At 71.7% G+C, this 26,066-nt stretch carries 29 protein-coding genes and 1 pseudogene; 9 read left to right on the top strand and 21 right to left on the bottom strand.

The genetic code is table 11. The features are described from left to right. A partial coding sequence (locus RR49_RS09600; RefSeq protein ID WP_045247872.1) for an FAD-dependent oxidoreductase occupies positions 1-554 on the top strand: 554 nt, incomplete at its 5' end. Positions 555-608: 54 nt separating this feature from the next. On the opposite strand, the gene RR49_RS09595 is transcribed toward RR49_RS09600, so the two are convergent. Genes RR49_RS09595 through RR49_RS09530 form a run of 14 tightly spaced genes read right to left on the bottom strand, consistent with a single transcriptional unit; the run spans position 609 to position 12,728 of the window. Continuing rightward, a complete protein-coding gene (locus RR49_RS09595) occupies positions 609-1,343 on the bottom strand; it encodes a DUF6390 family protein (RefSeq protein WP_045247838.1) in 735 nt (244 codons plus the stop codon). Beyond that, a complete protein-coding gene (gene hypD, locus RR49_RS09590; RefSeq protein WP_045247837.1) occupies positions 1,340-2,470 on the bottom strand; it encodes a hydrogenase formation protein HypD in 1,131 nt (376 codons plus the stop codon). Before hypD ends, RR49_RS09595 begins: the two co-directional genes overlap by 4 nt. Next, the gene (locus tag RR49_RS09585; protein WP_045247836.1) at positions 2,470-2,742 is read right to left on the bottom strand and encodes a HypC/HybG/HupF family hydrogenase formation chaperone; all 273 of its coding nucleotides are present in this window, start codon (positions 2,740-2,742) and stop codon (positions 2,470-2,472) included. Before RR49_RS09585 ends, hypD begins: the two co-directional genes overlap by 1 nt. A 28-nt stretch (positions 2,743-2,770) precedes the next feature. Then, positions 2,771-3,883 carry a hydrogenase expression/formation protein HypE gene (hypE, locus tag RR49_RS09580; RefSeq protein ID WP_048809029.1) on the bottom strand — a complete coding sequence of 371 codons (1,113 nt, stop codon included), beginning with the start codon at positions 3,881-3,883 and terminating at the stop codon, positions 2,771-2,773. Next, entirely contained in the window at positions 3,880-4,497 is a 618-nt protein-coding gene (locus tag RR49_RS09575; protein ID WP_048809028.1) for a hypothetical protein, read from the bottom strand. Before RR49_RS09575 ends, hypE begins: the two co-directional genes overlap by 4 nt. Then, a complete protein-coding gene (locus RR49_RS09570; RefSeq protein ID WP_045247835.1) occupies positions 4,494-4,745 on the bottom strand; it encodes a HypC/HybG/HupF family hydrogenase formation chaperone in 252 nt (83 codons plus the stop codon). The genes RR49_RS09575 and RR49_RS09570 overlap by 4 nt, the downstream gene beginning before the upstream one ends. Then, positions 4,702-7,050: a carbamoyltransferase HypF gene (hypF, locus tag RR49_RS09565; protein ID WP_048809027.1), complete on the bottom strand. Its 2,349-nt coding sequence runs from the start codon at positions 7,048-7,050 to the stop codon at positions 4,702-4,704. The genes RR49_RS09570 and hypF overlap by 44 nt, the downstream gene beginning before the upstream one ends. A 7-nt stretch (positions 7,051-7,057) precedes the next feature. Beyond that, positions 7,058-7,492 (bottom strand): NifU-related iron-sulfur-binding protein, encoded by a 435-nt coding sequence (locus RR49_RS09560; RefSeq protein WP_045247834.1) that lies wholly within the window; start codon positions 7,490-7,492, stop codon positions 7,058-7,060. Positions 7,493-7,508: 16 nt separating this feature from the next. After that, positions 7,509-8,696, bottom strand: coding sequence for a hypothetical protein (locus tag RR49_RS09555; RefSeq protein ID WP_045247868.1), 1,188 nt, complete (start codon positions 8,694-8,696; stop codon positions 7,509-7,511). After that, positions 8,693-9,010, bottom strand: coding sequence for a hypothetical protein (locus tag RR49_RS15985; protein WP_048809026.1), 318 nt, complete (start codon positions 9,008-9,010; stop codon positions 8,693-8,695). The genes RR49_RS09555 and RR49_RS15985 overlap by 4 nt, the downstream gene beginning before the upstream one ends. Beyond that, positions 9,003-9,527 (bottom strand): hydrogenase maturation protease, encoded by a 525-nt coding sequence (locus RR49_RS15980; protein ID WP_048809025.1) that lies wholly within the window; start codon positions 9,525-9,527, stop codon positions 9,003-9,005. The genes RR49_RS15985 and RR49_RS15980 overlap by 8 nt, the downstream gene beginning before the upstream one ends. Before the next feature lies 1 nt (position 9,528). Continuing rightward, positions 9,529-11,139: a nickel-dependent hydrogenase large subunit gene (locus RR49_RS09540; RefSeq protein ID WP_045247833.1), complete on the bottom strand. Its 1,611-nt coding sequence runs from the start codon at positions 11,137-11,139 to the stop codon at positions 9,529-9,531. 24 nt (positions 11,140-11,163) lie between these two features. Further along, positions 11,164-12,126: an NADH-quinone oxidoreductase subunit B family protein gene (locus tag RR49_RS09535; RefSeq protein ID WP_268768775.1), complete on the bottom strand. Its 963-nt coding sequence runs from the start codon at positions 12,124-12,126 to the stop codon at positions 11,164-11,166. Between the two features lie 5 nt (positions 12,127-12,131). Then, positions 12,132-12,728 carry a DUF1641 domain-containing protein gene (locus RR49_RS09530; RefSeq protein ID WP_045247831.1) on the bottom strand — a complete coding sequence of 199 codons (597 nt, stop codon included), beginning with the start codon at positions 12,726-12,728 and terminating at the stop codon, positions 12,132-12,134. A gap of 144 nt (positions 12,729-12,872) precedes the next feature. Here RR49_RS09530 and RR49_RS09525 point away from each other — a divergent pair, with 144 nt between their 5' ends. From RR49_RS09525 to RR49_RS09510, 4 genes and pseudogenes are all read left to right on the top strand, one after another. After that, entirely contained in the window at positions 12,873-13,868 is a 996-nt protein-coding gene (locus RR49_RS09525) for an AraC family transcriptional regulator (RefSeq protein ID WP_169815899.1), read from the top strand. Between the two features lie 134 nt (positions 13,869-14,002). Then, positions 14,003-14,368, top strand: coding sequence for a hydrogenase maturation nickel metallochaperone HypA (locus tag RR49_RS09520; protein ID WP_045247830.1), 366 nt, complete (start codon positions 14,003-14,005; stop codon positions 14,366-14,368). Between the two features lie 25 nt (positions 14,369-14,393). Further along, positions 14,394-15,197 carry a hydrogenase nickel incorporation protein HypB gene (gene hypB / locus RR49_RS09515; RefSeq protein WP_245610976.1) on the top strand — a complete coding sequence of 268 codons (804 nt, stop codon included), beginning with the start codon at positions 14,394-14,396 and terminating at the stop codon, positions 15,195-15,197. 1 nt (position 15,198) lies between these two features. Beyond that, positions 15,199-15,357, top strand: a pseudogene (locus RR49_RS09510) (aminotransferase class I/II-fold pyridoxal phosphate-dependent enzyme); the annotation flags it as partial. A 97-nt stretch (positions 15,358-15,454) separates the two neighbouring features. Here the strand turns inward: RR49_RS09510 and RR49_RS09505 are convergent. Next, a complete protein-coding gene (locus tag RR49_RS09505) occupies positions 15,455-16,252 on the bottom strand; it encodes a DeoR/GlpR family DNA-binding transcription regulator (protein ID WP_045247827.1) in 798 nt (265 codons plus the stop codon). A gap of 82 nt (positions 16,253-16,334) precedes the next feature. On the opposite strand from RR49_RS09505, the gene RR49_RS09500 reads away from it, so the two are divergent. From RR49_RS09500 to RR49_RS09485, 4 genes are all read left to right on the top strand, one after another. Continuing rightward, positions 16,335-16,982, top strand: coding sequence for a bifunctional 4-hydroxy-2-oxoglutarate aldolase/2-dehydro-3-deoxy-phosphogluconate aldolase (locus RR49_RS09500; RefSeq protein WP_045247826.1), 648 nt, complete (start codon positions 16,335-16,337; stop codon positions 16,980-16,982). Positions 16,983-17,051: 69 nt separating this feature from the next. Beyond that, positions 17,052-18,344 carry an MFS transporter gene (locus tag RR49_RS09495; RefSeq protein WP_045247825.1) on the top strand — a complete coding sequence of 431 codons (1,293 nt, stop codon included), beginning with the start codon at positions 17,052-17,054 and terminating at the stop codon, positions 18,342-18,344. Positions 18,345-18,395: 51 nt separating this feature from the next. Continuing rightward, positions 18,396-18,974: a P-loop nucleotide/nucleoside kinase family protein gene (locus tag RR49_RS09490; protein ID WP_045247824.1), complete on the top strand. Its 579-nt coding sequence runs from the start codon at positions 18,396-18,398 to the stop codon at positions 18,972-18,974. 28 nt (positions 18,975-19,002) lie between these two features. Next, positions 19,003-20,208 carry a pyridoxal phosphate-dependent aminotransferase gene (locus RR49_RS09485; RefSeq protein ID WP_048809022.1) on the top strand — a complete coding sequence of 402 codons (1,206 nt, stop codon included), beginning with the start codon at positions 19,003-19,005 and terminating at the stop codon, positions 20,206-20,208. A gap of 70 nt (positions 20,209-20,278) precedes the next feature. Here RR49_RS09485 and RR49_RS09480 read toward each other — a convergent pair whose 3' ends face one another. The 6 genes from RR49_RS09480 to RR49_RS09455 all read right to left on the bottom strand — a co-directional run bounded on the left by RR49_RS09480 (position 20,279) and on the right by RR49_RS09455 (position 26,032). Next, positions 20,279-21,826: a trypsin-like peptidase domain-containing protein gene (locus RR49_RS09480; protein WP_045247822.1), complete on the bottom strand. Its 1,548-nt coding sequence runs from the start codon at positions 21,824-21,826 to the stop codon at positions 20,279-20,281. Next, positions 21,823-22,959, bottom strand: a complete 1,137-nt coding sequence (locus RR49_RS09475) for a UDP-N-acetylmuramate dehydrogenase (protein ID WP_045247821.1) — start codon at positions 22,957-22,959, stop codon at positions 21,823-21,825. The genes RR49_RS09480 and RR49_RS09475 overlap by 4 nt, the downstream gene beginning before the upstream one ends. A gap of 3 nt (positions 22,960-22,962) precedes the next feature. Continuing rightward, positions 22,963-23,367, bottom strand: coding sequence for a MaoC/PaaZ C-terminal domain-containing protein (locus RR49_RS09470; protein ID WP_045247820.1), 405 nt, complete (start codon positions 23,365-23,367; stop codon positions 22,963-22,965). Beyond that, entirely contained in the window at positions 23,364-23,810 is a 447-nt protein-coding gene (locus RR49_RS09465; RefSeq protein WP_045247819.1) for a MaoC family dehydratase N-terminal domain-containing protein, read from the bottom strand. Before RR49_RS09465 ends, RR49_RS09470 begins: the two co-directional genes overlap by 4 nt. A 97-nt stretch (positions 23,811-23,907) precedes the next feature. Further along, a complete protein-coding gene (locus RR49_RS09460) occupies positions 23,908-24,783 on the bottom strand; it encodes a sulfite exporter TauE/SafE family protein (protein WP_342666959.1) in 876 nt (291 codons plus the stop codon). Next, positions 24,737-26,032, bottom strand: a complete 1,296-nt coding sequence (locus RR49_RS09455; RefSeq protein ID WP_045247817.1) for a chloride channel protein — start codon at positions 26,030-26,032, stop codon at positions 24,737-24,739. The genes RR49_RS09460 and RR49_RS09455 overlap by 47 nt, the downstream gene beginning before the upstream one ends. Positions 26,033-26,066: the final 34 nt, after the last annotated feature.

The raw sequence follows: 26,066 nt of genomic DNA, 5'->3' as shown, positions 1-26,066 counted from the left end.
GGCGGGCGACCCTCGGCGACATGGCGCACGTCTACATGTACGCGCAGCGCACCGCCGACGATCGCATCGCGTTCGGCGGCCGCGGGGTGCCGTACCGCTACGGCTCGCGGGTCGATGCCGACGGCTCCACCGCGCCGGGCACCGTGCGCCAGCTCACGGCACTGCTGCGCACCTTCTTCCCCGCGGCCGTGCGCGCGCCGATCGCGCACGCGTGGTCGGGCGTGCTCGGGGTGCCGCGCGACTGGGCGGCGACCGTCGGGTTCGACCGCGCTACCGGCCTCGGCTGGGCGGGCGGGTACGTCGGCACCGGGGTGACCGCCACGAACCTCGCCGGCCGCACCCTCGCCGACCTGGTGCTCGGTCGCGACGCCGCACTCACCCGCCTGCCGTGGGTGAACCACCGCGCCCACCGCTGGGAGGTCGAGCCGCTGCGGTGGCTGGCCGTCCGCGGGCTCTACGCCGCCTACCGCGCGGCCGACCGCGTCGAGGCGGCGACGGGCACGGCGCGCACCTCGGTCGTCGCCCGCATCGCGGACGCCATCTCCGGCCACTGAGGGCGGCGGCGCGTCGGCGCGGCGCCGTCAGCGCAGCAGCGCGGCGGAGTGCCGTCACCGGGGCAGCGCGCCGGCGAGACGGGCGTTGACCCGCTCGAGCTGCGACGCGAGGCGCGCGGCGAGGGCCGCGGCATCCGCGTCGTCGATGCGCTCGCACACGGCGTCCCAGTGCACCGTGACCGCATCTCCTCCCGCAAGCAGGTCGCCGTACGGCACCGACACCCGGCGTGGGGCGGCCTCGCCCCACGAGAGCCGGCCGTCGGCGTAGCGCAGCACCGGGGCGTCGACGAGGCATCCGTCGTCGACGACCTCGCGCACACGCGCCGGCACCACGCTGCAGTCGGCGAGCACCTGCACGGGCTCGGGGAGGCCGGTGTCGAGCAGGCGCGTCCACGGGTAGACGCCGAACACGTGGAACGCGTGGTGCGGTGCCGCCTCGGCGGCGAGCCGGTCGTCGAGGTGTGTCCAGTACGAGCCCGCCTGCGGCCCGATGATCGCGACCAGCCGTCGCCACACCTCGTCGGCGTCGAGCGCGTCGCCCTCGGCCGAGCCCGTCCAGTAGGCCCGCACCGCCCGCTCGTCGAGCGGGTCGACGCCCAGCAGACCGCCCACCACAGTGAGGTAGGGCCAGGCGCCCGAGAAGCGCCGGGCGACGTCGGGCACCGAGACGGATGCCGCCTCCCCCCGCGCGACCGCGGCGAGGCCGTCGGCACCCTCGGGGCCGCAGTACCCGCGTTCGTTCGGCTGATGCGCGTAGCGCGCGAACAGCCGCTCGCCGGCGGCGGTCACGCCCGCGCCACCGCCTGCGCGGCCTCGCGGTGCAGGCGCCCGAAGTTGTAGTACGCGGCGCACGCACCCTCGGGCGAGACCATGCAGGTGCCGATCGGCGTCTCCGGGGTGCAGGCCGTGCCGAACACCTTGCACTGCCAGGGCTTGATGACACCGCGCAGCACGCTGCCGCACTCGCAGGCCGGCGGGTCGGCGACCCGCACGCCCGGCATCGCGAACTTCTGCTCCGCGTCGAAGCGGGCGTAGTCGGGGTGGATGCCGTAGCCCGAGCGCGGGATGTAGCCGAGCCCGCGCCACTCGAAGGTCTCGCGCACCGCGAACACCTGTCGCATGAGGGCGAGGGCGGCGGGATTGCCCTCGGGCCGCACGACGCGGGCGTACTGGTTCTCGACCTCGCAGCGCCCACTCTCGTACTGGGCCAGCAGCATCTCGATCGACTGCAGGATGTCGAGCGGCTCGAAGCCGGTCACCACGATCGGCAGGCCGTAATCCTCGGGGATGAACCGGAAGATCTCGGTGCCGACGACGGTCGAGACGTGCCCGGGGCCGATGAAGCCGTCGAGCTCGAGGTCGGCCGAGTCGAGGATGGCGCGCAGCGGCGGCTCGATGAGCACGTGGTTGCAGAAGATCGAGAAGTTCCGCACGTCAAGGGCCGCGGCCCGCGCGATCGTCACCGCGGTGGAGGGGGCCGTCGTCTCGAAGCCCACGGCGAAGAACACGACCTCCTTGTCGGGGTTGTCGATCGCGATCTTCAGCGCGTCGAGCGGCGAGTAGACGAACCGCACGTCCGCGCCCGAGGCCTGCGCCTGCAGCAGGCTCCCCTCGGTGCCCGGCACCCGCATCATGTCGCCGAAGGTCGTGAAGATCACGCCGGGACGGTGCGCGAGCCAGACCGCGTCGTCGACGCGACCCATCGGGATGACGCACACCGGGCAGCCGGGACCGTGCACGAGCTGGATCGACTCCGGCAGCAGGTGCTCGAGGCCGTGCCGGTAGATGGTGTGCGTGTGACCGCCGCACACCTCCATGAACGACAGCGGGCGACCGAGGCGCTCGGCCTGGCCCTCGATGACCGTCAGCAGCGACCGGGCAGCCGCCGGGTCGCGAAACTCATCGACGAAACGCATCAGACGATCTCCGTCTCCATGAAGGCCTCGAGCTCCTCGTCGTAGGTGCGACCGAGCTTCCGGATCTGATCGAGGGTGAGGTCGGCCTCGCGCTCGTCGATCTTGCTCATCGCGAACCCCACGTGCACCAGCACCCAGTCCCCCACCCTCACCCCCTCATCGGCGAGGAGGCGGGTCGAGATGGTGCGGCGCACGCCGCTCACCTCGACGGACGCGAGGTCGTCGGCGTCGTCGACGATGGCGACGATCTCGCCGGGGATGCCCAGACACATGGGGGATTCCTTCTTTCCGTGCGGCCGGTCAGCAGATCCGCGGGAGCGGATCGCCGACGAGCATGTCGACGATGCGGGTGCCGCCGAACGCATTGCGCACGGCGACGATGTCGGACGGCGAGGCGACGACCTCGCCGATGCGGGCGGCCTGCGCGCCGCCGGGCAGCGACCGCAGGGCGGCGAGCGCGGCATCCGCCTGCGCCACCGGCACGATCGCGGCGAACATGCCCTCGTTCGCGACGTAGAGCGGGTCGATGCCGAGCATGTCGCACGCGCCGCGCGCGGCGGGTTCCACCGGCACCGCGTCGTCGTCGACGATCACGCCGAGACCGGCCGCCTGCACGAGCTCGTTGAGCACCGTGCCGAGGCCGCCACGGGTGGCGTCGCGCATCCACCTGGTGCCGGGCGCGGCATCCATCATCGCCTCGACCAGAGCGGACACCGCTCGTGAGTCGCTCACGACCGGCGCATCGATCGCCAGGGTGCCGCGGGCGAGCATGACCGCCATGCCGTGGGAGCCGATGGGTCCGGACACGAGGATCGCGTCGCCGGGCTCGACGAGGCGCGCGCCCAGCTCACGGCCCTCGGGGATGACACCGACCCCCGCGGTGGTGATGAAGACCTTGTCGGCGGCTCCCCGCGGCACCACCTTCGTGTCGCCCGCGACGATCGCGACGCCCGCCGCGTCGGCGGCGCGCCGCATGTCGGCGGCGACCTCCCGCAGCACATCGATCGACAGGCCCTCCTCGATCACGAACGCGGCTGTGATCCACCGCGGCACGGCGCCGGTGACCGCGAGGTCGTTGACGGTGCCGTTGACGGCGAGGTCGCCGATCGAGCCGCCCGGGAAGCGGATCGGGTTGACGACGTACGAGTCGGTCGTGAACGCGAGACGCCCGGCGGGCACCTCGAGCACGGCCGCATCGCCCGGATCGGACGGTGTCGGCGAGCCGAACGCCTCGAAGAACACCGCGTCGACGAGCGCCGCGGACGCCTTGCCGCCGGCGCCGTGGGCGAGGGTCACGAACTCGTCGATGAGACGGGGCCGTCGACGGCGGAACGCCTCGATGCGGGCGAGGACGTCGTCCTCGCTGTCGTTGAGCCGGTTCTTGGAGCGCGGGGGCGCAGCCTGGTCGGTCATCGGGGGTCTCCGATCGGGGGAAGGGATGCGGGCTCGGCGACCAGGGCGATCGCGGTGCCCGCGTGGATGACGAGGAGGTCGCCGGGCAGCACCTGCCCGACGATCGTCACGTCGACGTCTTCAAGGCCATCGGCCGTGCGCACCCGCGCCGGCTCGAACAGCCCCTCGGGGGCGGCGACCACCTCGCCGAGGCGGCCCTCGTCGCTGCAGGTGATGCACACCTCGTCGGTGCACTCCACGATCGCCGGGGCGATCGCGAGCGGGTCGGCCGCCAGGCGCGGCGCCGACTCGGCCCAGTCGGCGAGGAGTTCCCGCGGGTCGCCCGGCACGCACACCGTCGCGAGCCCGTCGTCGGGGCGGGACGACTCCCCCACCCAGATCGCGTTCGCGCCCCACGCCGACGCACGGCGCAGGATGCGGTCGCGCCCCGGGAAGTCCGCCACGGCCACGACGCTGTCCCCGGCCCGCACCCGGGCGCGCAGCACCGCCTCGGCGCCCGCCGTCGGCACCACGACGAACGGCGCGGGAGCCGCGGCATCCGTCACGACATACAGGGCGCCGTCGATCGCGCGACTGCGAGCGAGGTGCACCGCCGCGACCCGCCCGTCACTCACGACGCCACCGCCGGGAACTCGTCGAGCAGGCCCGCATCGCGCATCGCGGACATGACCTGCGCGACCTGCTCCTCGGGCACTCTGGTGAGCGCGAAGCCGGCGTGCACGATGACGTGGTCGCCGACCTCGAGGTCGGGCAGGAAGTTCAGCTTCACCCGGCGCAGCTCGCCCGCGAAGTCGACCTCCGCGAGCAGCGCGCCGCCCTCATCCCACCGTCGCAGGATGCGACCCGGAATCGCGAGACACATGTGCGTCCTCCCCTCTCTCCAGCAGCAGGGTGCCGGCCCAGGCCTGCCCCAGACTGAGACCTCCGTCGCCGGCCGGCACGCGCTCGTGCACGAGCACCGGCACCTGCAGTGCGGTGAGCGTGGCACGCACCGCCGTGCGCAGGGCGAGGTTCTGCCAGGTGCCGCCCGAGAGCCCCACCAGACGCGCGCCGCGGGCGGCGGCGACGTGCGCGAGGGTCTGGGCGGTCCACATGGCGATGCCGTCGTGGAACCGCCGCGCGAGGCACGCGACGGCGTCGCCGGCGCGCAGCCGGTCGGCGAGCTCGCGCACGAGCGTCTCGGGCGTGACGTCGGGTGCGGCGCCGTGGCCGCCGTGGCGGCAGGCGGATGCCGCGGCCTCCAGCTCCATCGCGGCCTGCGCCTCGTACGTCACCCGGTGGCGCACACCGAGCAGTGACGCGACGGCGTCGAACAGGCGACCGACGCTGGAGGTCGTCGGGCACGCGATGCCCGCTGCGAGCTGCGAGCGCACGACGGCGAGCTCGGCGGGTGGGGCGGCGTCGAGGCAGGGCAGGCCGGTGTCGTCGATGCCCCAGTCGGCGAGCACGGCGACGGCGGTCTTCCACGGGTTGCGGGTCGCGCTGTCGCCGCCGGGCAGCCGGAACGGGCGCAGGTGTGCGGCGCGCTCCCACCGCAGCGGCCGGGCGTCGAGCGCGAGGAACTCGCCGCCCCAGCTCGTGCCGTCGTCGCCGAACCCGGTGCCGTCGAAGGTCGCGACGACGACGGGCTCACCGCCGGCCTGGTGCTCGGCGACGAGGCTCAGCGCATGCGCGTGGTGGTGCTGCACCTGCAGCAGGGGGATGCCGCGGGCCTCGGCGTGCCGCTCGGCCCACCGGGTGGTCGCGTAGTCGGGGTGCCGGTCGGCGACGAGCAGGTCGGGCTCGCGGCGGTGCAGGGCCGCGAGCTGGGCGACGCTACGCTCGAACGCGCGCTGGCAGGCCAGCGACCCCATGTCACCGATGTGGGGCGAGAGGAACGCCATGCCGTCACGGGTGAGGGCGAACGTGCTCTTCAGCTCACCGCCGACGGCGAGCACCGCGCCGGCGCCCGAGGCGAGCCGCACCGGCAGGGGCGCGTAGCCGCGGCTGCGCCGCAGCGGCACGAGCTCGTCGCGGTCGGGGTCGGCGAGCACCACGGAGTCCTCGACGGGCACGTGGATCCGCCGGTCGTTCGACACGAACGCGTCGGCGATGCCCGCGAGCCCTGCCCGCGCCTCGTCGTCGTCGAAGAACAGCGGATCGCCGGACACGTTGCCGCTCGTCGCCACCCACACGTCGCCGTCGCCGAGCAGCAGCTCGTGCACCGCGGCGCTCGCGAGCATCACGCCCACCCGATCGAGCCCGGGGGCCACCGACGGTGCCAGATCGGATGCCGCGGCCTGCCCGGCGATCACGATGGGGCGCGCCGGTCCCGCCAGCTCCCGTCCCGCGCGCGGGTCGAGGTCGATGAGCTGGGCGGCGAGCGCGACCGATCCCGCCATCACCGCGAACGGCTTGTCGGGGCGGTGCTTGCGCTCCCGCAGGCGCGACACGGCGTGCTCGTCGCGCGCGTCGCACATGAGGGTGTACCCGCCGAGCCCCTTCACCGCGAGGATGCCCCCGGAGCGCACCAGCTCACGGGCGGCGTCGATCGCGTCGAGCCCGGTGGCCGCGGCATCCGGTTCGGCGTCCTCGTCGTAGCGGAGCGTGGGGCCGCACTCCCAGCAGCTGATCGGCTGGGCGTGGAAGCGCCGGTCGAGCGGGTCGTCGTACTCGGCACGGCACGCGTCGCACATCGGGAACACCGACATGGTCGTCAGCGGGCGGTCGTAGGGCAGGTCGCGGATGATGCTGAGCCGCGGACCGCAGTTCGTGCAGGTGATGAACGGGTACCGGTAGCGGCGGTCGGTCGGGTCGTGCAGCTCGCGGCGGCAGTCGTCGCACAGCCCCGCGTCGGCGGGGATCAGGGTGCGCGCCCCCTCGGCCCGCCGCGAGGGCACGATGCGGAAGCCGCTCTCGTCGGGGATGGTCGCGACCGCGCGAACCTCGACGTCGTCGACCACGGCGAGAGCCGGCGCATCGGCCCGCACCGCGGCGATGAACGCGCCGAGAGCGCCCCGCGTGGCCTGCGCCTCGATGAAGACGCTCTCGTCGTCGTTGCCGCACCAGCCGGTCACCCCGTAGGCGGCCGCCACCCGGGCGACGTGCGGCCGGAAGCCGACACCCTGCACCACGCCGCGCACGGTGAGTGCGTGGCGTTCGAGCGAGGGGGATGTCGGGGAGAGCACGTCGACCTCAGTGCGCGCCGCAGCCGCAGCCCTCGGGTCCGCAGGCGTGCGCGCCGACTCCGCAGGCGCCGATCGGCACGGCCCGGGGGCCGCGCAGCATCGCCTCGAGGCTCACGAACGCGGGTCGCCGCTCGACAGGAGCGGCGATCCCGGCCGGGTCGGGCATGCGGATGATGCCGTGCATGCCGAGCAGCATGCGCACGGCCGGGTCGTCGACGAGCTCGAACAGCAGCTCCTTGCCGCGCGGGTCGGCGCGGAGAGTGCGCACGATCGTGGTCAGCGCGTCCTTCGCGAGCGCGTCGGCGGCGAGCGCGAACTCGTCCGCGACCGCGCGACTCTCCGGAGACAGCTCGGCCAGGGCCGCGACGGCCCGGTCGAGCCGCGTGGCGGCGGCGTCGAGGTCGACGGTCTCGTCGGCGGGGGTGGGGGCGATGGTGGTCATGCGGGGCATCCTCTTCTCAGTCGTCGGCGCCCACGGCGATCAGGCTGCCGCGCAGATCGCGCACGATCGCGGCGGAGCTCTCATCGCCCTTCGACGCGAACAGGAACTCGGCCTCATCGAAGCGCTCGCGCGCATCGCCGAGCAGACCCAGGTGCGCGAGCGCGTTGCCCTGGTTCGACAGCACCCGCGCGCGCCCGAGGGCGTCCTTCTTCGGCGAGCGGGTGCGCAGCACCACCTCGTACAGGTCGACGGCCTCCATGAGGTGGTCGCGCTGCTTCGCGGACGGAGCGTAGACGAGCGCGTTCGCGAGATTCAGACGGGCGCTCGCCCATTCCTCGGCGTCGCGCTCCTCGTCGAGCAGCCGCACCGCGGTGCGCAGCGACTGCAGGGCGATGCCGACCCGCAGGTGATCGGCGTCCGAGACGATCGGGGCCGCGAGGTAGGCGGTGCCGAGGTTCAGATGGATGCGCGCGAACAGCGACCGCTGCCCGACCTCGTCGATGCGGCGCAGCGCCTCCGTGTAGCCCGCGATCGCGTCGCCGAGCGAACGGCGCCCCTCGATCGCGAGGCCGTGCACGAGCCCGGCACGGTGGAAGAAGGCCTCCGCGGCCGCCGCCGGCAGGTCGGTGCCGCGCAGCAGCGCGACCGCCTCCTCGGCGTCGGCGAGGTCGTGGCCGCGGCCGGCGAGCTCGCTCAGCACCACGCCGGCGAGCGCCGGGGCGACGTCGCGGGCGGCGTCGGCGGCGAGCCGCAGGTGGGCAAGAGCCACGGGCTCGTCGCCGTCGGCGAGGGCGGCGGCGGCCTCCGCGGTGCCGACGAGCGCGGCCAGCTCGCCGTGGAGCCCCTCGGACGTCGGCGGCACGCTCGTCAGCCCCACCGTGTAGGCGACGTGATCGACGAGCGGGCGCCAGTCGTCGCCGACGGCGGCCGCGGCCTCCGACCGGCTCACGCGCTCGGGGTCGAGCACGAACAGGTTGTAGCGGTCGACCGGGTCGTCGGAGTCCGCGAACCAGGCGGCGGCCTCGTCGAGGCGGTCCTCGTGCACGAGACGCACACCGTCGAGGCGGGCCGGCCACGTCTCCGGCAGGATGCCGCGCACGAGGGCGGTGCGCGCGGCATCCGTCTCCTCACCCCCGGCGATCAGCAGAAGACCCGCGGGGAACGGGAACGCGCCCAGTGCCTGGGGACGGGCGATGCCGGTCACGACGTCGCCCCCGCGGGAATGGTGAGCCGGCGGCGCTTCGCCGACCACTCGGCGTCGACGGGGCCGACGGGGAACTCGTCCGAGAGGGCCTCGCGCAGCAGCGCGCTGCGGTCGCCGAGCAGGTTGCGCTGCTTCATCATGATGCCGTTCGGGGCGGCGACCCCGACCGGCATGATGACGATGTGCGCCGGGTCGGTGCGCAGCGCCGCCAGTCTGTCGTCGGGGAAATGGGCGCGCGCGAACGCCGCCGGCAACCGCAGATGCCCCTCGGCGGTGAACTCGACCGTCACGGTCTCGACGGCGACGTCAGGCATACTCGGCGATCCTCTCGGTGACCAGCGCCACGGCCCGCTCGACACCGCGCTCGACCGCGGGGCTGAGCGCGTCGCCGTAGCCGAACGAGGCGCCCTCGATCAGCACCACGTCGACCTCGGCGGGGAAGTACGGACCCAGCAGCCACCGCGCGAACGCGATGGCGTGGTCCCAGCGGAAGTCGTGGCTGCCCAGCGTGCCGGCCGCCGGAAGCCCCGCAACCATGTCGCCCGGCACCGCGTACAGCGTGCCGGGCTCGGCGCCCGTGCTCGCGGCATCCACGATCAGCACCCGGTCGGCGCGCTGCATCTGGAAGGCGACATCCATCCCGCTCGTGCCGCCGTCGGCGAGCCGCACGCTCTCGGGGAGGGCGCCCGCCTCCCACAGCCGCCGCACCACCACGGGTCCGGCGGCGTCGTCGCCGCGCAGCACGTTGCCGCAGCCGATCACCAGGAGGTCGAGCCGCGGCCCCGCCACCTCATCGAGCAGCTCGTACGGAGCCGGTCCTGCGCCGGTCACATCACACCATGCTGTTGATCACGAACGACGACAGCTCGCGACCGGTCTTGCCGTCGTACGCGTGCACGGTGCACACGATGCAGGCGTCGAAGCTGCGGGTGACGTGCCCGAGCTCGATCGGATCCTCGGGGTTGTGGATCGGCGTGCCGATGAGGGCCTTCTCGACCGGGCCGACGTTGGCGTCCTTGTCGCGGGGGCCGAGGTTCCACGCGCTCGGGGTGATCACGTTGTAGTTCGCGATCTTGCCGTCCTCGATGACGATCCAGTCCTGCAGCGCGCCGCGCGCGGCCTCCGTGCCGCCGTAGCCGCGGGCCGACACCGGGTCGACCGGGGTCTGGTAGAACGACCCGTGCAGGTCGATCTCGCCGAGCCACTGCAGCACCTTCTCGTAGTACTTCGGCGCCTCGTGCATGCGGGCGAGCTGACGCACCAGCACCGACGGGCCCTTCTTGGCCAGCACGTCGGTGAACAGCGGGTCGTAGTCCTGGAAGTCGGATGTCGCGGGCTTGCCGGCGACGATCTGCCGGGCGAGAGGCCCCGCCTCCAGCGGCAGGCGTCCGATGCCGGGCACGTCGTAGCGGGGCGACTTGGCGAACGAGTACTTGTCCTCCTTCGCACCGATGAACGGGTCGATCGCGTTCTGATCGCCGTCGAACGGGTGCACGTTGTCGGATCCGCGGTAGAACGAGTGCGCGACATCCTCGGACACCCGTGCCTGGTCGTACTCGAAGTGCTGGCCGCCCGCGTAGACGCCGGAGCGCACGATGAGTCCCGCGTTGCGGCCCTCGATCGTCGGACGGTCGTAGGACGCCGGGTCGAAGTAGGTGCCCGAGGCGATGTAGTTGCCCCAGCCCTGCCCGTAGGTGTCGAGGCCGATGTCGAGCGCGAACCGGATGAAGAAGCCGCAGTCGGAGTTGCGCTGCGCATCGTTCTCGTCGACCCAGGCCAGCACATCCTCCCAGGTGCGGTTCTCGAGCCAGCGCTCGACCGACGACCCGAGCCACTGCTTCTCGAGCCAGTTGTCCTTCCAGTTCTTCAGGATCGCGACCGAGCGCGTCACGTCGCTCAGCGTCGGGGCGCCCATGATGCCGCCCGGCACCATGAACGACGAGTGCGGCCACTGCCCGCCGAAGATCGCGTAGATCTCGACCGGCTTCTGGCTGAGCACGACGCCCGGCTGGTAGCTCGTGCCGACGTACGGCGCGAACCGGCGCACGGCCTCCTCGTACAGCGGCGAGCTCTTGTACTTCTCGTTGACGAGGTCGATCGCGAAGATCGCGTAGAAGTAGCGCGGGATCGACTGCAGCGTCTCCACCGCCTGGGCGATGTTGCGCACGAGCGTCGCGTTGTGCGGCACGAAGGTCTGGAACGCGGTGTCGAGCGCGTAGCACGCCTTGTAGAGGTGGCTGCCGCCGCAGATGCCGCAGATGCGCGGCGTCATGATGAGGCCGGCGCGCATGTCCTTGCCTCGCAGGATCGTCTCGAACCCGCGGAACATCTGACACTGCGTCCAGGCGTCGGTGACGACGCCGTCCTCGATCGTGACGCGCACGTCCAGGTCACCCTCGACGCGGCCGAGGGGGCTGACGTGGAGATCGATGGTCGAACTCATGATCCGGATGCCTCTTCCTGCCCGTCAGACGACGAACATGTCTTCCTTCGACCACTTCGGGGCAGAGATGCGTGCCGCCGCAGCCATCGCGAGGTAGGTGACGTGGTCCTCCCCGGGCGGGAGGTCCTTCGGGATCGCCCCGGCGATGAGCTGGGTCGCGAACACGGTGCCGGGCGCGAGGTCCGCGTGGGGGAACTCGGGCTCGGTGCAACCGAGGCAGGGCATGCCGGCGCGGGTCTTGGAGGACTGCCGGTTCCACAGGATGCGGTTGCAGGGAGCGTGGGTCATCGGGCCGCGGCATCCGAACTCGTAGAACAGACAGCCCGTTCGGGTGCCTTCGCCGAAGGCCAGGGTGGACTGCTTGAACTCGAAGAACGTGTTGCGCGTGCAGCCGTTGTGCACGAACTGGGTGAAGAAGGTCTGCGGGCGACCGAGGTCGTCGAGGGCGATGTCGCCGGCGCGGCCGGTGGCGAGGGCGACGATGATCTGCGTGATCCAGTCGGGGTGCGCGGGGCAGCCGGGGATGTTCACGACCGGCAGGCCCGACTTCGACACCCAGTCGGCGCCGAGGTAGCCGCCGCGGGCCTTGCGGTGGAACTGCAGGCCGGTCGATCCGCTCGGGTTCGGGGCGACGGCCGGGAGACCTCCGAACGCCGCGCAGTCGCCGATGGCGACGACGATGGATGCCGCGGCCGCGAGCTCGGTGACCCAGTCCTTCATCGGACGGTCGGCGAACAGGTCGAAGCGGCCGGTGCCGTCGGGGCCCTCGATGACGCTTCCCTCGAAGACGAAGATGTCGAGGGGGCGGGTGCCGTCGACGCAGTCGGTGAAGATCTTCTTCGCCGCCGCGCCCGCCTCGACGCCGAGCGAGGGATGCCACAGCACCTCGAGCCCGAAGTCGACGATGAGGTCGACGACGCTGGGCTCGTCGGCATTGAGGAACGACATGGTGTTCCCCGAACAGGCTCCGCCTTGGAGCCACAGCACACTGGTCACGCGGTCTTCCCCTCTTCCTGGGCATCATCTGCGGCGCCCTCTGCGCGCAGCGACCGGCCGAGTTCCTTCACGATGCGCAGCGCGAACACGAGTCCGCGGCGCACATCGGGGTCGTTCGCCATCCCGGCGATCTTCATGAGTCCCGCCGGCTTCTGGTCGGCCTCCTCGGTCGCCTGCCGCTGTGCCCGGTGCACACCCTCGGCGACCCGCCAGGTGAGATCGAGCAGGGCGGGATCGAGCAGTCCGGAGCGGTTCAGCCGTTCGACGAGGTCGACGTCGGCGATGTGCTCGACGAGCGGCAGGGTCTGGTCGGCGAGCTTCACGAACTTCGGCAGCGCGTCGACGACGCGCTTGCCGGCAGGGCTCGCGGTGACCATCGCGACGGCCTCGTGGTAGCTGCCGGCCACGTTGTCGATGATGTTGTCGGAGTGGGCGAAGAACCCGGCGACGACGTCGAGCAGACCCGCGACCATCTCGGCATTGTCGAGCAGGTGGTTCAGCGTCGCGACGGTGCCCGGATCGCTGAGGCGCTGCTGCAGGCGGATCGCATCGGCGTCCGACGCGGCGACGACGTCGAGGACGGGTGCGCTCATGGCCTCTCTCCTTCGCTGGGGCGAGCCGGTTCGGTCGCAGCCGACGCCCTGGCGGGCTGCGCATTGGGGTCAATGTAGGCCGGTGCCTCACGGCGGCATATCCGGATAGCGCCGTGAATATCCGCGGAGCGCACAATGGGTGTCGTGACGAGCGACCGCGCCCTCCGCGTGCCCCCTGCGCTGACGGGTGCGCCGCTGGTGCGCACCGACGATGCGGGCGTCGCCGCCGGCGCCCTGCACGACCTGCTCGGCCGGGGCGTCGTCGCCCCCCACGATGCCCGGGAACGCCTCGACCTGGTCGTCGCCGCGCGCCGCTTCGGCACGGTGACCCTCGCCCACCTCGATGTGGGAGCGGCCGCGACCGTCGATGTGCCCGCGAGCGCCGACGCGGTGACCGTGCACATGAACCAGGCGCGCACCTCGACGACCCGTGTCGCCGGGAACGAGCTCACGACGTCGTCGGTGCAGGCGGTCGTCGTGTCCCCCGGCATGCCGGTGCGCCTCGAGCTCGCACCCGAGTCGCCGCGGCTGCTCGTGCGCGTGGAGCGCCGCGCGGTCGAGGATGCGCTGGCCCGCATGCTCGGCCGCCGCCTCGACGAGCCGGTGCGCTTCGCGCCGCTGTTCGATCTCTCCGGGCCCGAGACCATCCGGTGGAGCATCGCTGTGCAGCTGCTCAGCACCGAGTCGATGATGGATGCCTCGCTGCTGCAGGCGCCGCTCGGCCGCCAGAGCATCGAGGACCTGCTCGTCTCGTCGCTCCTGCTGCTGCAGCCCTCGAACCACTCGCCCCTGCTGCAGGCTCCCACCTCTGGCACGGCGCTCATGCAGGACGCCCTCGACCACATCGAGCGGCATCTCGCCGAGCCGTTCTCGATCGACGATCTCGCCGCGGCGGTGCACGCGTCCGCTCGCCACGTTCAGCAGACCTTCCGGGCGCGACTGGGCACGACACCCGGCGCCTATGTGCGGCGGCAACGCCTGCTGCGGGTGCGCGCCGACCTGCTCGCGGGCGACGCGCGCCGCGGCACGAGCGTCGCCGGCGTCGCCGAGCGGTGGGGCTTCGGCCACGGCGGCCGCTTCGCCGGCTGGTACCGCGAGGAGTTCGGCGAGACGCCCGCCGAGACACTGCACCGGGGCTGAGCGGGCTCGGCGACCGCCCCGGCGCCCGTGTCGCGCTGGGGATTCTCACGGCGATCGCCACTCCCGCTGCCGCGGTGGGCGTCCTAGGGTGACCAGCACGCGGCATCCGCCGCGCACCCGAGGGAGGGCTGCCGATGCACGAGCTGTCGCTGTGCCGGTCGATCGCCGGCATCGCCACGCGCGCCGCCGGCGGGAGGCGGGTCGAACGCGTACAGCTCGACGTCGGGCACCTCCGTCAGGTCGTGCCCGAGACACTCGTCTACTGCTGGGGAGTCGTCTGCGAGCAGACCCCTCAGCTGGCGGGCTCGCGGCTGGATGTGACATCCATCCCCGCCGTGCTCGACTGCCGGCGCTGTGGGGCCGAGACGACGCTCACGGGCCTCCCGATCATCGTGTGCAGCGCGTGCGGCACGAACGATGTGGCCGTGCGCTCGGGTGAGGAGTTCCTGGTGCGATCGATGGATGTCGCCACGACAGAGGGGTACGACCGAGATGGGTAGATTCCACCGCCACGACGATGGCACCGTGCACAGCCACGACCACGAGCACACGCATGGCGACGTGCATGACCACGCGCACGGCGACCACGACCACGACCACATCGGCGACCACTCCGGCTACGAGACCGGCAGCGAGCGCATCGAGGTGCTCGAGCGCATCTTCGACGAGAACGACGCCGCCGCCGCCCGCAACCGCGCCGCCCTCGACGGCGCGGGCGTCGTCGCCGTCAACGTGATGTCCTCCCCCGGCGCGGGCAAGACCGCGCTGCTCGAGCGCACCCTCGCCGACCTCGGCGCGCACGTGCGGTTCGGCATCGTCGAGGGCGACATCGAGACCTCGCTCGACGCCGACCGCCTCGACGGCCACGGCGCCCAGATCTCGCTGCTGAACACCGGCAACGGCTTCGGCGGAGAATGCCACCTCGACGCCCCCATGGTGCACCGGGCGCTGCACGGCCTCGACCTCGACGCCCTCGACGTGGTGCTGATCGAGAACGTCGGCAACCTCGTCTGCCCCGCGGAGTTCGACACCGGCGCACACCATCGCGCCATGGTCGCGAGCGTGACCGAGGGTGAGGACAAGCCGCTGAAGTACCCCGTCATGTTCCGCTCGGTCGACGTCGTGGTCGTCAACAAGATCGATCTGCTCCCCCACCTCGACTTCGACCTCGACCTGTTCCTCGCGAACGTGCGCGCCGTCAACCCGACGGCCCGCATCATCCTCACGAGCGCGCGCACCGGCGAAGGACTCGACGAGTGGGAGGGATGGCTGAGCTCGCTCGCTCCGAGCGCCGCCGGCGACCGTCTTACCCGCGGTGCGGCTGGGTGAGGTGCCCGGGGTCGCCGGTCAGACGATCCTCGTGAACGGCGTCGCGAAGACCTACGCCATCACCGGATGGCGCGTGGGCTGGATGGTCGGCCCGAAGGACGCCATCACGCTCGCAGCCAACCTGCACTCGCACCTGTCGAGCAACGTCACCAACATCGCGCCCTACTCGCGGTTGCCCGTAGACACCGAATGAGACAGCGCCGCAGGGGATGCGGCGCTGATCGGAAGCCCCCTGTCGTTCGGTGCGCGCGGCGGGCTCATCCCGCGGCGTGCACCGAACGAAGATCCACGCCGCGATCGCGCAGGTCCGCCGCCGCGATCTCATCGAGGCCGTCGTCGGTGACAACGACGTCGAACGCATCCAGCGGGGCGACCTTGAACCGCTCGCTCGCGCCGTACTTCGTGCTGTCGGCGACCAGGACGCAGACGGATGCCGCATCCATCGCGGCCCGTTTGAGGGTGAGCTTGTCGAGTTCCGGCGTGGTGACGCCGTGCGCACGGTCCCATGCGCCGGTGCTGAGGAAGGCAACGTCGATGGCGAGAGCCCCGAGCGTCGCGGCGGCGAGCGGACCGGTGGCCGAGCCGCTCGCCGCATCTACCGCTCCGCCTGTATGGATTGTCTGGATTGACGGGTACCCGCGCAGCGTCGCAACGGCGAAGAAGTCGTTCGTCACGATAGTGACGTCCCGGCGGAGCGCGATGTGCGGCACGAGAGCCTCGCACGTGGTGCCCGCGTCGAGGAAGACCACGCTGTCGTCACCGACGAGTTGGGCGGCGGCGGCGGCGATCGCCTGCTTTCGCGGCAGCTCCAGCAGTGCGCGCGACGCCCGCTCGCGCGGGGGCTCGACGCCTGCCCGCTCAGTGAGGCTCACCCCGCCCTGCACGGAGACCACCCGTCCGTCCGCCTCCAGGGCGGCGATGTCACGTCGCACAGTCATGTGAGAGACACCGAGGTGGTCGGCCAGATGACGAATACCGAGAGCACCCGCTCCACGCAGCAGGCGCAGGAGCTCGCGCTGGCGCTGTTCGGGGATGAGGGGCGGATCGCTGGCCATGGGGCCCGAGTCTAGTTCACACGCACCATCATTCGTTCAAAGTTGTGACTTCATGTGAAGGTATGTGCTAGAATGTGCGGTGATGTTACGCAAACACGAGGTTCTTCAGGCCATCACCGGCCCAGGGGCGCTATTGATCATCCGACTCGACTCGGCTGACGAGGCGATCGCCGTCGCGCGCGCTGCAGTAGCGGGAGGCATCCGCGCGCTCGAGGTGACGCTCTCCGTTCCGGACGCGTTCGATGTGATCCACACGCTGTCCACCGAGTTCGCCGACGACGGCGTCGCGGTCGGGGCCGGCACCGTCCTCGACGAGCAGGCCGCGTTCACCGCGATCAGCGCCGGTGCGCGGCTGCTGGTCAGCCCCAACCTGAACCCGAACATGATCCGCCTTGCGAACCGCTACCAGGTCGCCACGATCAGCGGCGCCTTTACGCCGACCGAGTTCGTGCAGACACTCGAGGCAGGGGCTGACATCGTCAAGCTCTTCCCGACCGAGATCGCCGGCCCCGACTATCTGCGCACAGTCCTCGCTCCACTGCCGCAAACACCGGTGCTCCCGGCAGGCGGGGCGACGATCACGAACGTCGGCGACTGGTTCGCCGCGGGCGCCATCGCCGTGGGCGTGGGATCGGCGATCACGAGGGCCGCACGCCCGACGGGAGACGTCGCTCTCGTCACGCGAGCCGCCGCCGACCTCCTCGCCGCGATCAGCGCGGCACGGAGCTGACAACCTTCCATTCCTCAATCCCGACGCCCTGCGCGTCACCCCGACCCGATACACAAAGGAGTGCATACGATGAGCGACACCCTGGCGGAGACCCCACTGCTGACGACGGTGCAGAAGAAGACCGTGCGAATCAGGTGGTTCCTGATCGGATTCCTGATCCTCGGCGGCGTAGTGAACTACCTCGATCGCTCCACGCTCAGCGTGGCGAACACGACGATCGCCGGCGAGTTCGGCCTGAACGCCCTCGAGATGGGTCTGCTGCTGTCGGCCTTCTCTTGGCCCTACGCCATCGCGAACCTGCCCGCGGGCTACCTCGTCGACAAGTTCGGCCCGAAGCACGTGTTCGCTTTCGCCGCCGGCGCCTGGTCGCTCGTCTCGATGGTGACCGCCGCGGCGAACTCCTTCGGTGTGCTCTACGCCCTGCGGGTCGCGCTCGGCATCGCCGAGTCGCCGTTCTTCACGGCATCCCTGAAGGTCAGCGAGCGATGGTTCAACAAGCGCGAGCGCGCCCTGCCGGTCGCGCTGATCAACACCGGCTCGCAGATCGCCAACGCGATCGCGCCGCCGCTGCTGACCTTCCTGCTGCTCACGATGAGCTGGCGGGGCATGTTCATCGTTGTCGGAGCCCTCGGCGTCGTGGTGGCGCTGGTCTGGCTGCGGATCTACCGCGACCCGACGCTGCAGGAGCAGGCGATGATCAAGGGAGCTCAAGCTCAGGAGGCGATCGCGTCTACGGAGCCGAAGGTGGGCTGGGGACAGCTGCTGCGACAGCGCAACACCTGGTTCATGGTGCTCGGCGCATTCGGCATCTTCTACACGGTGTGGGTCTACCTCACGTGGCTGCCGAGCTATCTGCAGACCGCGCGCGGCTTCAGCCTGAGCCAGAGCGGCTGGCTCGCCTCGCTGCCCTTCCTGTGCGGCATCATTGGCGTCATCTTCGGCGGCTGGCTCTCGAACCGCCTCGTCGCCCGCGGGACGAGCACCGTCCGCGCCCGCAAGATCCCCATCGTGGGCGGTGCCGTCCTCGCCGCGGCCGCCGTGCTTCCGGTCGCGTACGTCGACAACACGGCACTCGCGATCGTCCTCCTCTCACTCGGATACTTCGCCTCCCAAATCCCGATCGGCTGCCTGTGGACGCTGGCATCCGACGTCGCCCCCACGAACCAGGTCGCGTCGCTGGGCGCCATCCAGAACTTCGGCGGGTTCGTCGGGGCGGCCATCGCGCCAGCGGCCACCGGCGCGATCCTCACCGCGACGGCGGGCAACTACACCCTGGTGTTCCTCATCGGCGGCGTGCTGCTGCTGGTCGGCGCACTGTCCTACGGTTTCTTCGTAAAGGACCGCTCCGGCCGCACCGCCTGAGACCCGTGGCGAGGGGCGTCGCCGCCCCTCGCCACCACCCTGGAGCATCACATGGCGTCCCACCTCTTCTTCGTGATCGGTCCGGCCGGCAGCGGCAAGTCGACCGTCAGCACTCTGATCGCCCGCCAACTCGGAGCGGCCTATCTCGACAAGGACAGCGTCGCAACCCTGTTCACCGAAGCCCTGCTGAGCGCCCACGGGAGCGATCCGCACGAGCGCGACCACAACGAGTACTACCAGCGGGTCGTGATGGACCTGGAGTATCAGACGCTGCTGCGCCTGGCGGGGGACAACCTGCGCATCGGAACGACCGTCGTGCTCGATGCCCCGTTCGTACGCTACTTTCCGCAGGAGGACTTCCTTGAGCAGGCCGCTCTGACACACGACTGGCCCGCCGACACGCGCATCACCGTCGTGCACGTGACGGTGGACGGTGAGCGGGTCCGCGACCGGGTAGAAGGCCGCGGGTACAAACGAGACAACTGGAAGCTCGCCCACTGGGACGAGTTCTGGGCGACCGCGCAGGCATCCGAATGTCGCTGGCGCGGGGCGCATCACGCCCTATACGACAACAGCGCGGACGGACGCGACGACGACGACGTGCGCGCCGCGATCGATGCCCTCGTGTGACCGATGCGAGCAGACTACGCTCGAGAGCGTGTCTGAACGCGCTCCGCTGTCCCGCAAGCTCTCCGCCATCGCCGAGTCCGCCACGCTGAAGGTCGACGCCAAGGCCAAGGCCCTTCAGGCCGCCGGTCGCCCGGTGATCTCCTACGCGGCCGGAGAGCCCGACTTCGCGACGCCGTCGTTCATCGTGGATGCCGCGGCCCACGCACTCGAAGACCCCGCGAACTTCCGCTACACCCCCGCGGTCGGCCTCCCGGTGCTCCGCGAGGCGATCGCCGCGAAGACCCTGCGCGACTCCGGTCTCGAGGTGGACCCGGCGCAGATCATCGTCACCAACGGCGGCAAGCAATCGGTGTACCAGGCCTTCCAGGCGGTCGTGAACCCCGGCGACGAGGTGCTGCTGCCGGCGCCCTACTGGACCACCTACCCCGAGGCCATCCGTCTCGCCGACGGGATCCCCGTCGAGGTGTTCGCCGGCGCCGACCAGGACTACAAGGTGACAGTCGAGCAGCTCGAGGCGGCCCGCACCGCGCGCACCACCGTGCTCGTCTTCGTGTCGCCGTCGAACCCCACCGGCTCCGTGTACACCCCCGACGAGACCCGCGCGATCGCCGAGTGGGCCCTCGAGCACGGCATCTGGATCATCTCCGACGAGATCTACCAGAACCTCGTCTACGAGGGCGCGCGCGCGGCATCCGTCGTCGAGGTGGTTCCCGAGGTCGCCGGCCAGACCATCCTCGTCAACGGCGTCGCGAAGACCTACGCCATGACCGGATGGCGCGTGGGCTGGATGGTCGGCCCGAAGGACGCCATCACGCTCGCCGCCAACCTGCAGTCGCATCTGTCGAGCAACGTCAACAACATCGCCCAGCGGGCGGCGCTCGCCGCGCTGACCGGCCCCCAGACCGAGGCCGAGGAGTTCCGGCAGGCCTTCGACCGACGCCGGCGCCTCATGGTCGCCGAGCTCGCGAAGATCCCGGGCGTCACGGTGCCGAACCCGCTCGGCGCGTTCTACGTCTACCCGGATGTCACGGGGCTGCTCGGCCGCGAGTGGGGCGGCGTCACGCCCACCTCATCGCTCGAGCTCGCCGACCTCATCCTCGAGCAGGCCGAGGTCGCCGTGGTCCCCGGTGAGGCGTTCGGCCCGAGCGGCTATCTGCGGCTGTCGTACGCGCTCGGCGACGACGCGCTGCTCGAGGGCGTGCACCGCCTGCAGCGCCTTTTCGGCGCCGCCTGACCGGGGTCGCGGCCTGACCGACCGCGGCAGAACCGATGTCGCGGCCTGACCGCGGTCGTTGCGGGGCGCGTCAGCGGATCGTCGCGCCCGGCGTCGGCGTCGGCGTCGCCGGATCGATGATGTGGTCGACGACGGGCGACTTGTTGCCCGCCACGTCGAAGCCGTAGGCACAGAACCGCAGCGGCAGCGCGCCGCGCTCGTACAGGAACGGCTGACGGTAGGCCTCGGAGTAGCCGGTCGGATCCGCGCAGACCGTCTCGGACGGGTCGCCGAACTTCACCCAGACGCTCGACATGTCGGGCAGGTCGAAGACCGGCTCCACGAGCACCCCGCCATCGGCGAAGCGCTGCACCGTGAGCTCGGGGCCGTCGGTGGGGGCGACGGTGTCGATCGAGAACACGATGCGGGCGGCGTTCGCCTCATCCCCCGGCACCGCGATGCACGCCACCACGAACGAGTTGGTCGTCGGCAGTGCCACCGGCACGACGCGCTCATCGCCGGGATCGAGGATGTAGCGCCGCCCGGCGTCGTACGTCGATGCATCGGTGCACGTCGCGGCATCCGCGATCGGCACGTTCAGCTGCACCTCGAGTCCTGCCGTCGTCGCGGCCTGGAGGGTGAGGGACGGGGTTCGTCCGGTGCCGTCCTGCCCGTCGCCGCCGAAGATGCCGCCGCCGTCGATGCTCCACTGCGCGTCGGAGAGACCGCACCCCGAGCCGAGCGCGAACCGCCCGGTCGCGAAGCAGCCGGACACGGATGCCACGGGCATGCTGTAGCTGGAGTCGGCGACGAACGTGGCACCGTCGGAGCCGACCTCGCAGGGTCGCCCGACGTAGCAGGAGGATCCGCGGCCGGTCGGCACGCCCACGTTCGTCGTGCCGATCATGCCGACCACCTGGCCGTCGGCGATGAGCGGGGCGCCGGCGGTTCCGCCGATCACGCCGGGACACGGCGTCGAGAGCGCACCGAACCACAGCCACTTGTACTCGAGCACGGTGCGCGTCGCACCGATCGTGCACTCGCCCTTGCGCATCACGCGATCCGCCTCGGGGAGGTCCTCCGTGGGCACCGCCACGTTCGTGACGGCGATGCCCTGGTCGGGCACTGTCGAGGAGACGGTGAGGGGTGTCACACCCTTCGCGGCCAGATCGGCCAGCGAGGCGTCGAGGCGGAGCACGGCGATGTCGTCACCTCGGCGCGTGGCGTACTCGACGCGCGCGATGTTCGACGTCACGATCGCATCGCTCGAGGCGCCGGTGATGTCGAGGAAGCGGGCCGTGCCGCGACCGGGCTGGTCGACGATCGTCTCGTTCGCCTCGCTCTGGGCATCGAGGCCCGCGCAGCGACCGGTGGTCAGCACGTATGCCGGAGCGGATGCGGCATCCGTCGCCGATGTCGGTATCGAGATCAGGGTTCCGGTGCAGTCCAGGGCGCCACTGAGCCGCGCGACCGCCGTGTACGACGGCAGCTCGGCAGCGGTCACCGGCGTCGCGGGCTGGGCGGGCGGCGTCGCCGACGGCGAGGGAGTCGCGGGTCCGAGCGCATCGCCGGTGCACCCCGACAGCACGATCGCGAGGGCGAGGGTCGCGATCGCCGCGGCACGGCGCCGCGCGCTCACAGCTCCACCCCGACGAGCACGGGCTCGGGCTGCAGCTCGATGCCGAAGTCGGCCGCGACCCGCTGCTGCACGAACCGGGCCAGCTCGGCGACCTCGGCGGCCGTGCCGTCCTCGCGGTTCGTCAGGGCGAGGGCGTGTTTCGACGAGATGAAGGCGCGGGAGCGGCCCAGCCGCATCCCCTTGCGGATGCCGGCGTTCTCGATCAGCCACGCGGCGCTCAGCTTGTACTGCACGTTGCGGGGCGCCGCGCGGGGGACGTACCCGTCGTATGCCGCCAACGGAATGACGATGACGGGCTCGCGGGTCGACTCCATCGGCCACCGCGGGCAGGCATCGGGAAGGCTGCGGGCGAACTGCTCGGACACGATCGGGTTCTGGAAGAACGACCCGGCGCTGCGCGTGTCGGGGTCGGCGTCGTCGAGCACCATGCCCTTCGCACGCCGGGTCTGCAGCACCAGATCGCGCACCTCCGCGAGCGAGAGCTCGGCGCCCGCCGCGACCGGCAGCGCCTGGCGCAGCCGGTCGGAGGTCAGCGGGCGCGGGGCGGTGCCGATGTCCGCGAGGTCGAGGGTGACGGTGAGGATGACGGCACGCCGGGCGGGCACCGATCCGTAGTGGTGCTTGAGCACCGACGTGCGGAAGCCGAGGCCCAGCTCGCCCGCGGGCACCTCCACGACCTGGCCGGTCGTCTCGTCGATCAGCTCGACGGCGACGAGCGTGTCGGCGATCTCCTGCCCGTACGCGCCGACGTTCTGCACCGGCGCGGCGCCCACGGTTCCCGGGATGCCCGACATGCCCTCGATGCCCGACAGCCCCCACGCGACGCTCTGTGCGACCAGATCGTCCCAGGCGTGACCCGCCTGCACCCGCAGTCGTGCGATGCCGGGTTCCGGGGCTGCGAGCCGCTCGACGCCCGCTGAGCGCACCCGCACGACCGTCCCCTCGAATGGCTCGTCCCCGACGAGCAGGTTCGAGCCGCCGCCCAGCACGAGCCAGTCGTCGCCGCTCGCCCAGACGTCGCGCAGCACCGTCACGAGCTCGTCGCGGGTGAGCGCGTCGATCATGCGCTCGGGGGCGCCGCCGGTGCGGAGGGTCGTGAGCTGCGCGAGCGGCAGCGGGTCGATCTCGGGCATGGGTCAGGCGGTGCGCACCCGCACCTGGGCCTTGCCCAGCACGGTCGTCTCGCCGAAGGTCACGGTGAGGTCGATGCGGGCCTCCCCGTCGCTGACGGCGCCGACGGCCGCCACGACGTGCACATCGGCACCGTCCTCCGCGTCGACCAGCACGGGCCGGGTGAAACGCACCCCGTACTCGAGGATGCGTCCGGCGTCACCGAGCCACGGCACGACGGTCTCGACAGCGAGGCCCATCGTGAGCATGCCGTGTGCGAGGACGCCGGGAAGACCCACGCGCTGGGCGATGTCGTCGCGATAGTGGATGGGGTTGAAATCTCCCGACGCGCCCGCGTAGCGCACGAGCGCCTCGCGGGTCAGGTGCACGTCGCGCTCCGCGACGACGTCGCCGATCTGCAGGTCGGTCATTCGTCGCCTCCCACGAGAAGGATGGATGTCGCGGTCACGACGTGTGCGCCCGAGGCATCCGTGATCTCGGCCTCGCTGGTCACCATCGCACCCTTGCCGACGGCGCGGACGCCCGTGACCGAGAGCGTGCCGACGAGCTCGTCGCCGGCGACGATAGGCCGTGTGTAGCGGAAGCGCTGCTCGGCGTGGATGAGGCGCTCGAGCACGATGCCCGAGTCGGGCTCGGCGAGCAGCTGCTGCAGGGTGAGGTCCTGGATGACCATCGCGAAGGTCGGCGGGGCGACCACGTCGGCGTAGCCGAGCGCCTGGGCGGCAGCCGGGTCGACGTGCTGGGGGTCGGTGGCGAAGACGGCGCGCGCGAACTCGCGCACCTTCTCACGGCCGACGAGGTACGGGGCGGTCGGCGGGAAGACGCGGCCGACGAGCTCGGTGTTCACGGGCACCCGATCATCCTACCGAGGGGGCCCGGCCGCGCCCGGGAGGACGCTGGAGGTGCGCACCGGGCGGACGTCGGGGCGCGTCGGGGGTGCGCCTCCGGCGTCAGCGTGCCCGGCGCGCCGTGAGCGCCTTGCGCGCCATCTGCACCGCGATGAAGACGAGGTAGGCGGCGAGCAGCACGTTGCCGACGAAGGGATCGACGATCGTCGCGACCCACGCCCCGAGGGCGGTGGTGGCGCACGCGGCGATGCCGATGATCAGGCCTGCGGCGAGGTCGACGTTGTGGCGGCGGAGGTTGCCGACGGTGCCCGAGATCGCCGTCGGGATCATCATGAGCAGCGACGTGCCCTTGGCGATCAGGTCGCTCGCGCCGAACGCGAGCATGAGCACCGGGGTGACGACGATACCGCCGCCGACCCCGATGAGGCCCGAGACGACGCCGGTGACGACGCCCAGGGCGACGAGGGCGATCGCGGTGTACCACGCGACGTCGAAGGGCTCGCCGCGGGAGGGGATGACGATGAAGAGGCTCACGACGACGACCGCGAGGAACGCCACGAAACCCCAGCGCAACGCGTTCTGCGACACCTTCGGCAGCAGCCAGGTGCCGATCTGGGCGCCCACGACAGCGCCCGCGGCGAGCAGCAGCGCGGGGATCCACGCGACCGATCCGTGCACCGCGTAGGAGATCACCCCGACGGCAGAGGTCGGCACGATGGCCGCGAGCGAGGTGCCTGCGGCGCGCCGCTGGTCGAAGCCGAGCAGCAGCACGAGCAGGGGCACGATGACCGTGCCGCCGCCGACGCCGAACAGGCCCGAGAGGAAGCCCGAGAGGAGCCCGATGCCGATGCACGCGAGCACGAGGCGGCACGAGCGGGAGGCGGGGGCGGCGGGGAGCGACATCCTTCGGAGCCTAACCGCCCCGCCGGCGCTACTCGCGGCCGGGGTCGATCGGCGCGAAGCGGCCGAGGGCGCCACGGCCGACGAGACGGGATGCCGCGAGCGAGCCGGCGACCGCGAGGAAGATCGGCACGAGCAGGTCGAACCCGGTTCCGGTGAAGCCGACGATCAGCGCGATCGCCGTGAAGGGGGCCCGCATGTTGGAGGCGAGGAAGGCGGCCGCCGCGACGATCGCGAGCGCCGTGCCGTCGGCGCCCGGCCAGATGAACGCCCATCCGGCCGCGGCCGCCGCTCCGAGCGCCGCACCGATCGCGACGGAGGGCTGCAGGGTGCCGCCGATCGCGCCCGAGCCCAGCGAGACCGAGGTGGCGACGTACTTGAGCACGGCGAGCACGAGCAGCAGCAGTGCGGGCTGCGACAGGTCGAAGCCGGCGGTCGCGAGCGCACGCCCGTTGCCGAGTATCAGCGGGAACACGATGCCGACGGCACCGACGGCGGCGAAGACGACCGGAAGCGCGACGAGCAGCCTCCAACCGGTGGGCCGCAGCCCGGAGAGCCGCTTGGTGGTCGCGGCGAACCCGGTGGCACCGAGACCCATGAGGGGGCCGATGATGATCGCGGCGACGATGAGGGACGCATTCACCTCGACGGATGCCACGTGGTAGAGCGACTCGTCGGGCACCAGCGGGCGCGCGACGAGCGTCGCGATGGCGCTGACCGAGAGCGCCGTCACCGCCGCACCGATGCTGAACTGGGCCAGCAGGATCTCGACCGCGAACAGCGCCCCGCCGAGCGGCACGTTGTAGACGGCGGCGAGGCCCGCGCCGGCGGCTGAGGCGATGAGGATGCGGCGCCAGCGGGCATCGAGTCCGAACCACCGCACGATCTTCGAGCCCGCCATGGCCGAGAGCTCGCGCGGGGCGACCTCCTTGCCGATGGAGGCACCGAGACCCACGGATGCCACCTGCAGCACCGTGTCGACGAGCGTCTCCCACCACGGCATGGGCGTGCCGGCGACGCCCTCCTCGACGCTGGCGATGCGGCGACCGAGTCGTCGCACCAGGTACCAGCCGGTTCCGGCAATCACTCCCGCCGCGGTGACGCTCACAAGCGGCAGCCACCACACGGCCGGATATGCGAGTCCGTCGAGGAACGGCCCCTCCTCGTGGCCCCACACCGCATGCTCGATCACGTGGAGGATCGACACCAGCAGCAGCACCGCGAGCCCCGTGGCCACCCCGACCACGAGGGTCGCAAGCCCCAGTCGCAGCAGCGTGAGCAGTGCCGGCAGACGTCGCGCGGGCAGGGCGCGGGCGGCGGATGTCACGCCGTCACGTTAGCGCACCCGGCGACGCGTGCCC

The organism is Microbacterium ginsengisoli, assembly GCF_000956535.1.
Taxonomy (GTDB): Bacteria; Actinomycetota; Actinomycetes; order Actinomycetales; family Microbacteriaceae; genus Microbacterium; species Microbacterium ginsengisoli.
This window is presented reverse-complemented; position numbering and strand designations above follow the sequence as displayed.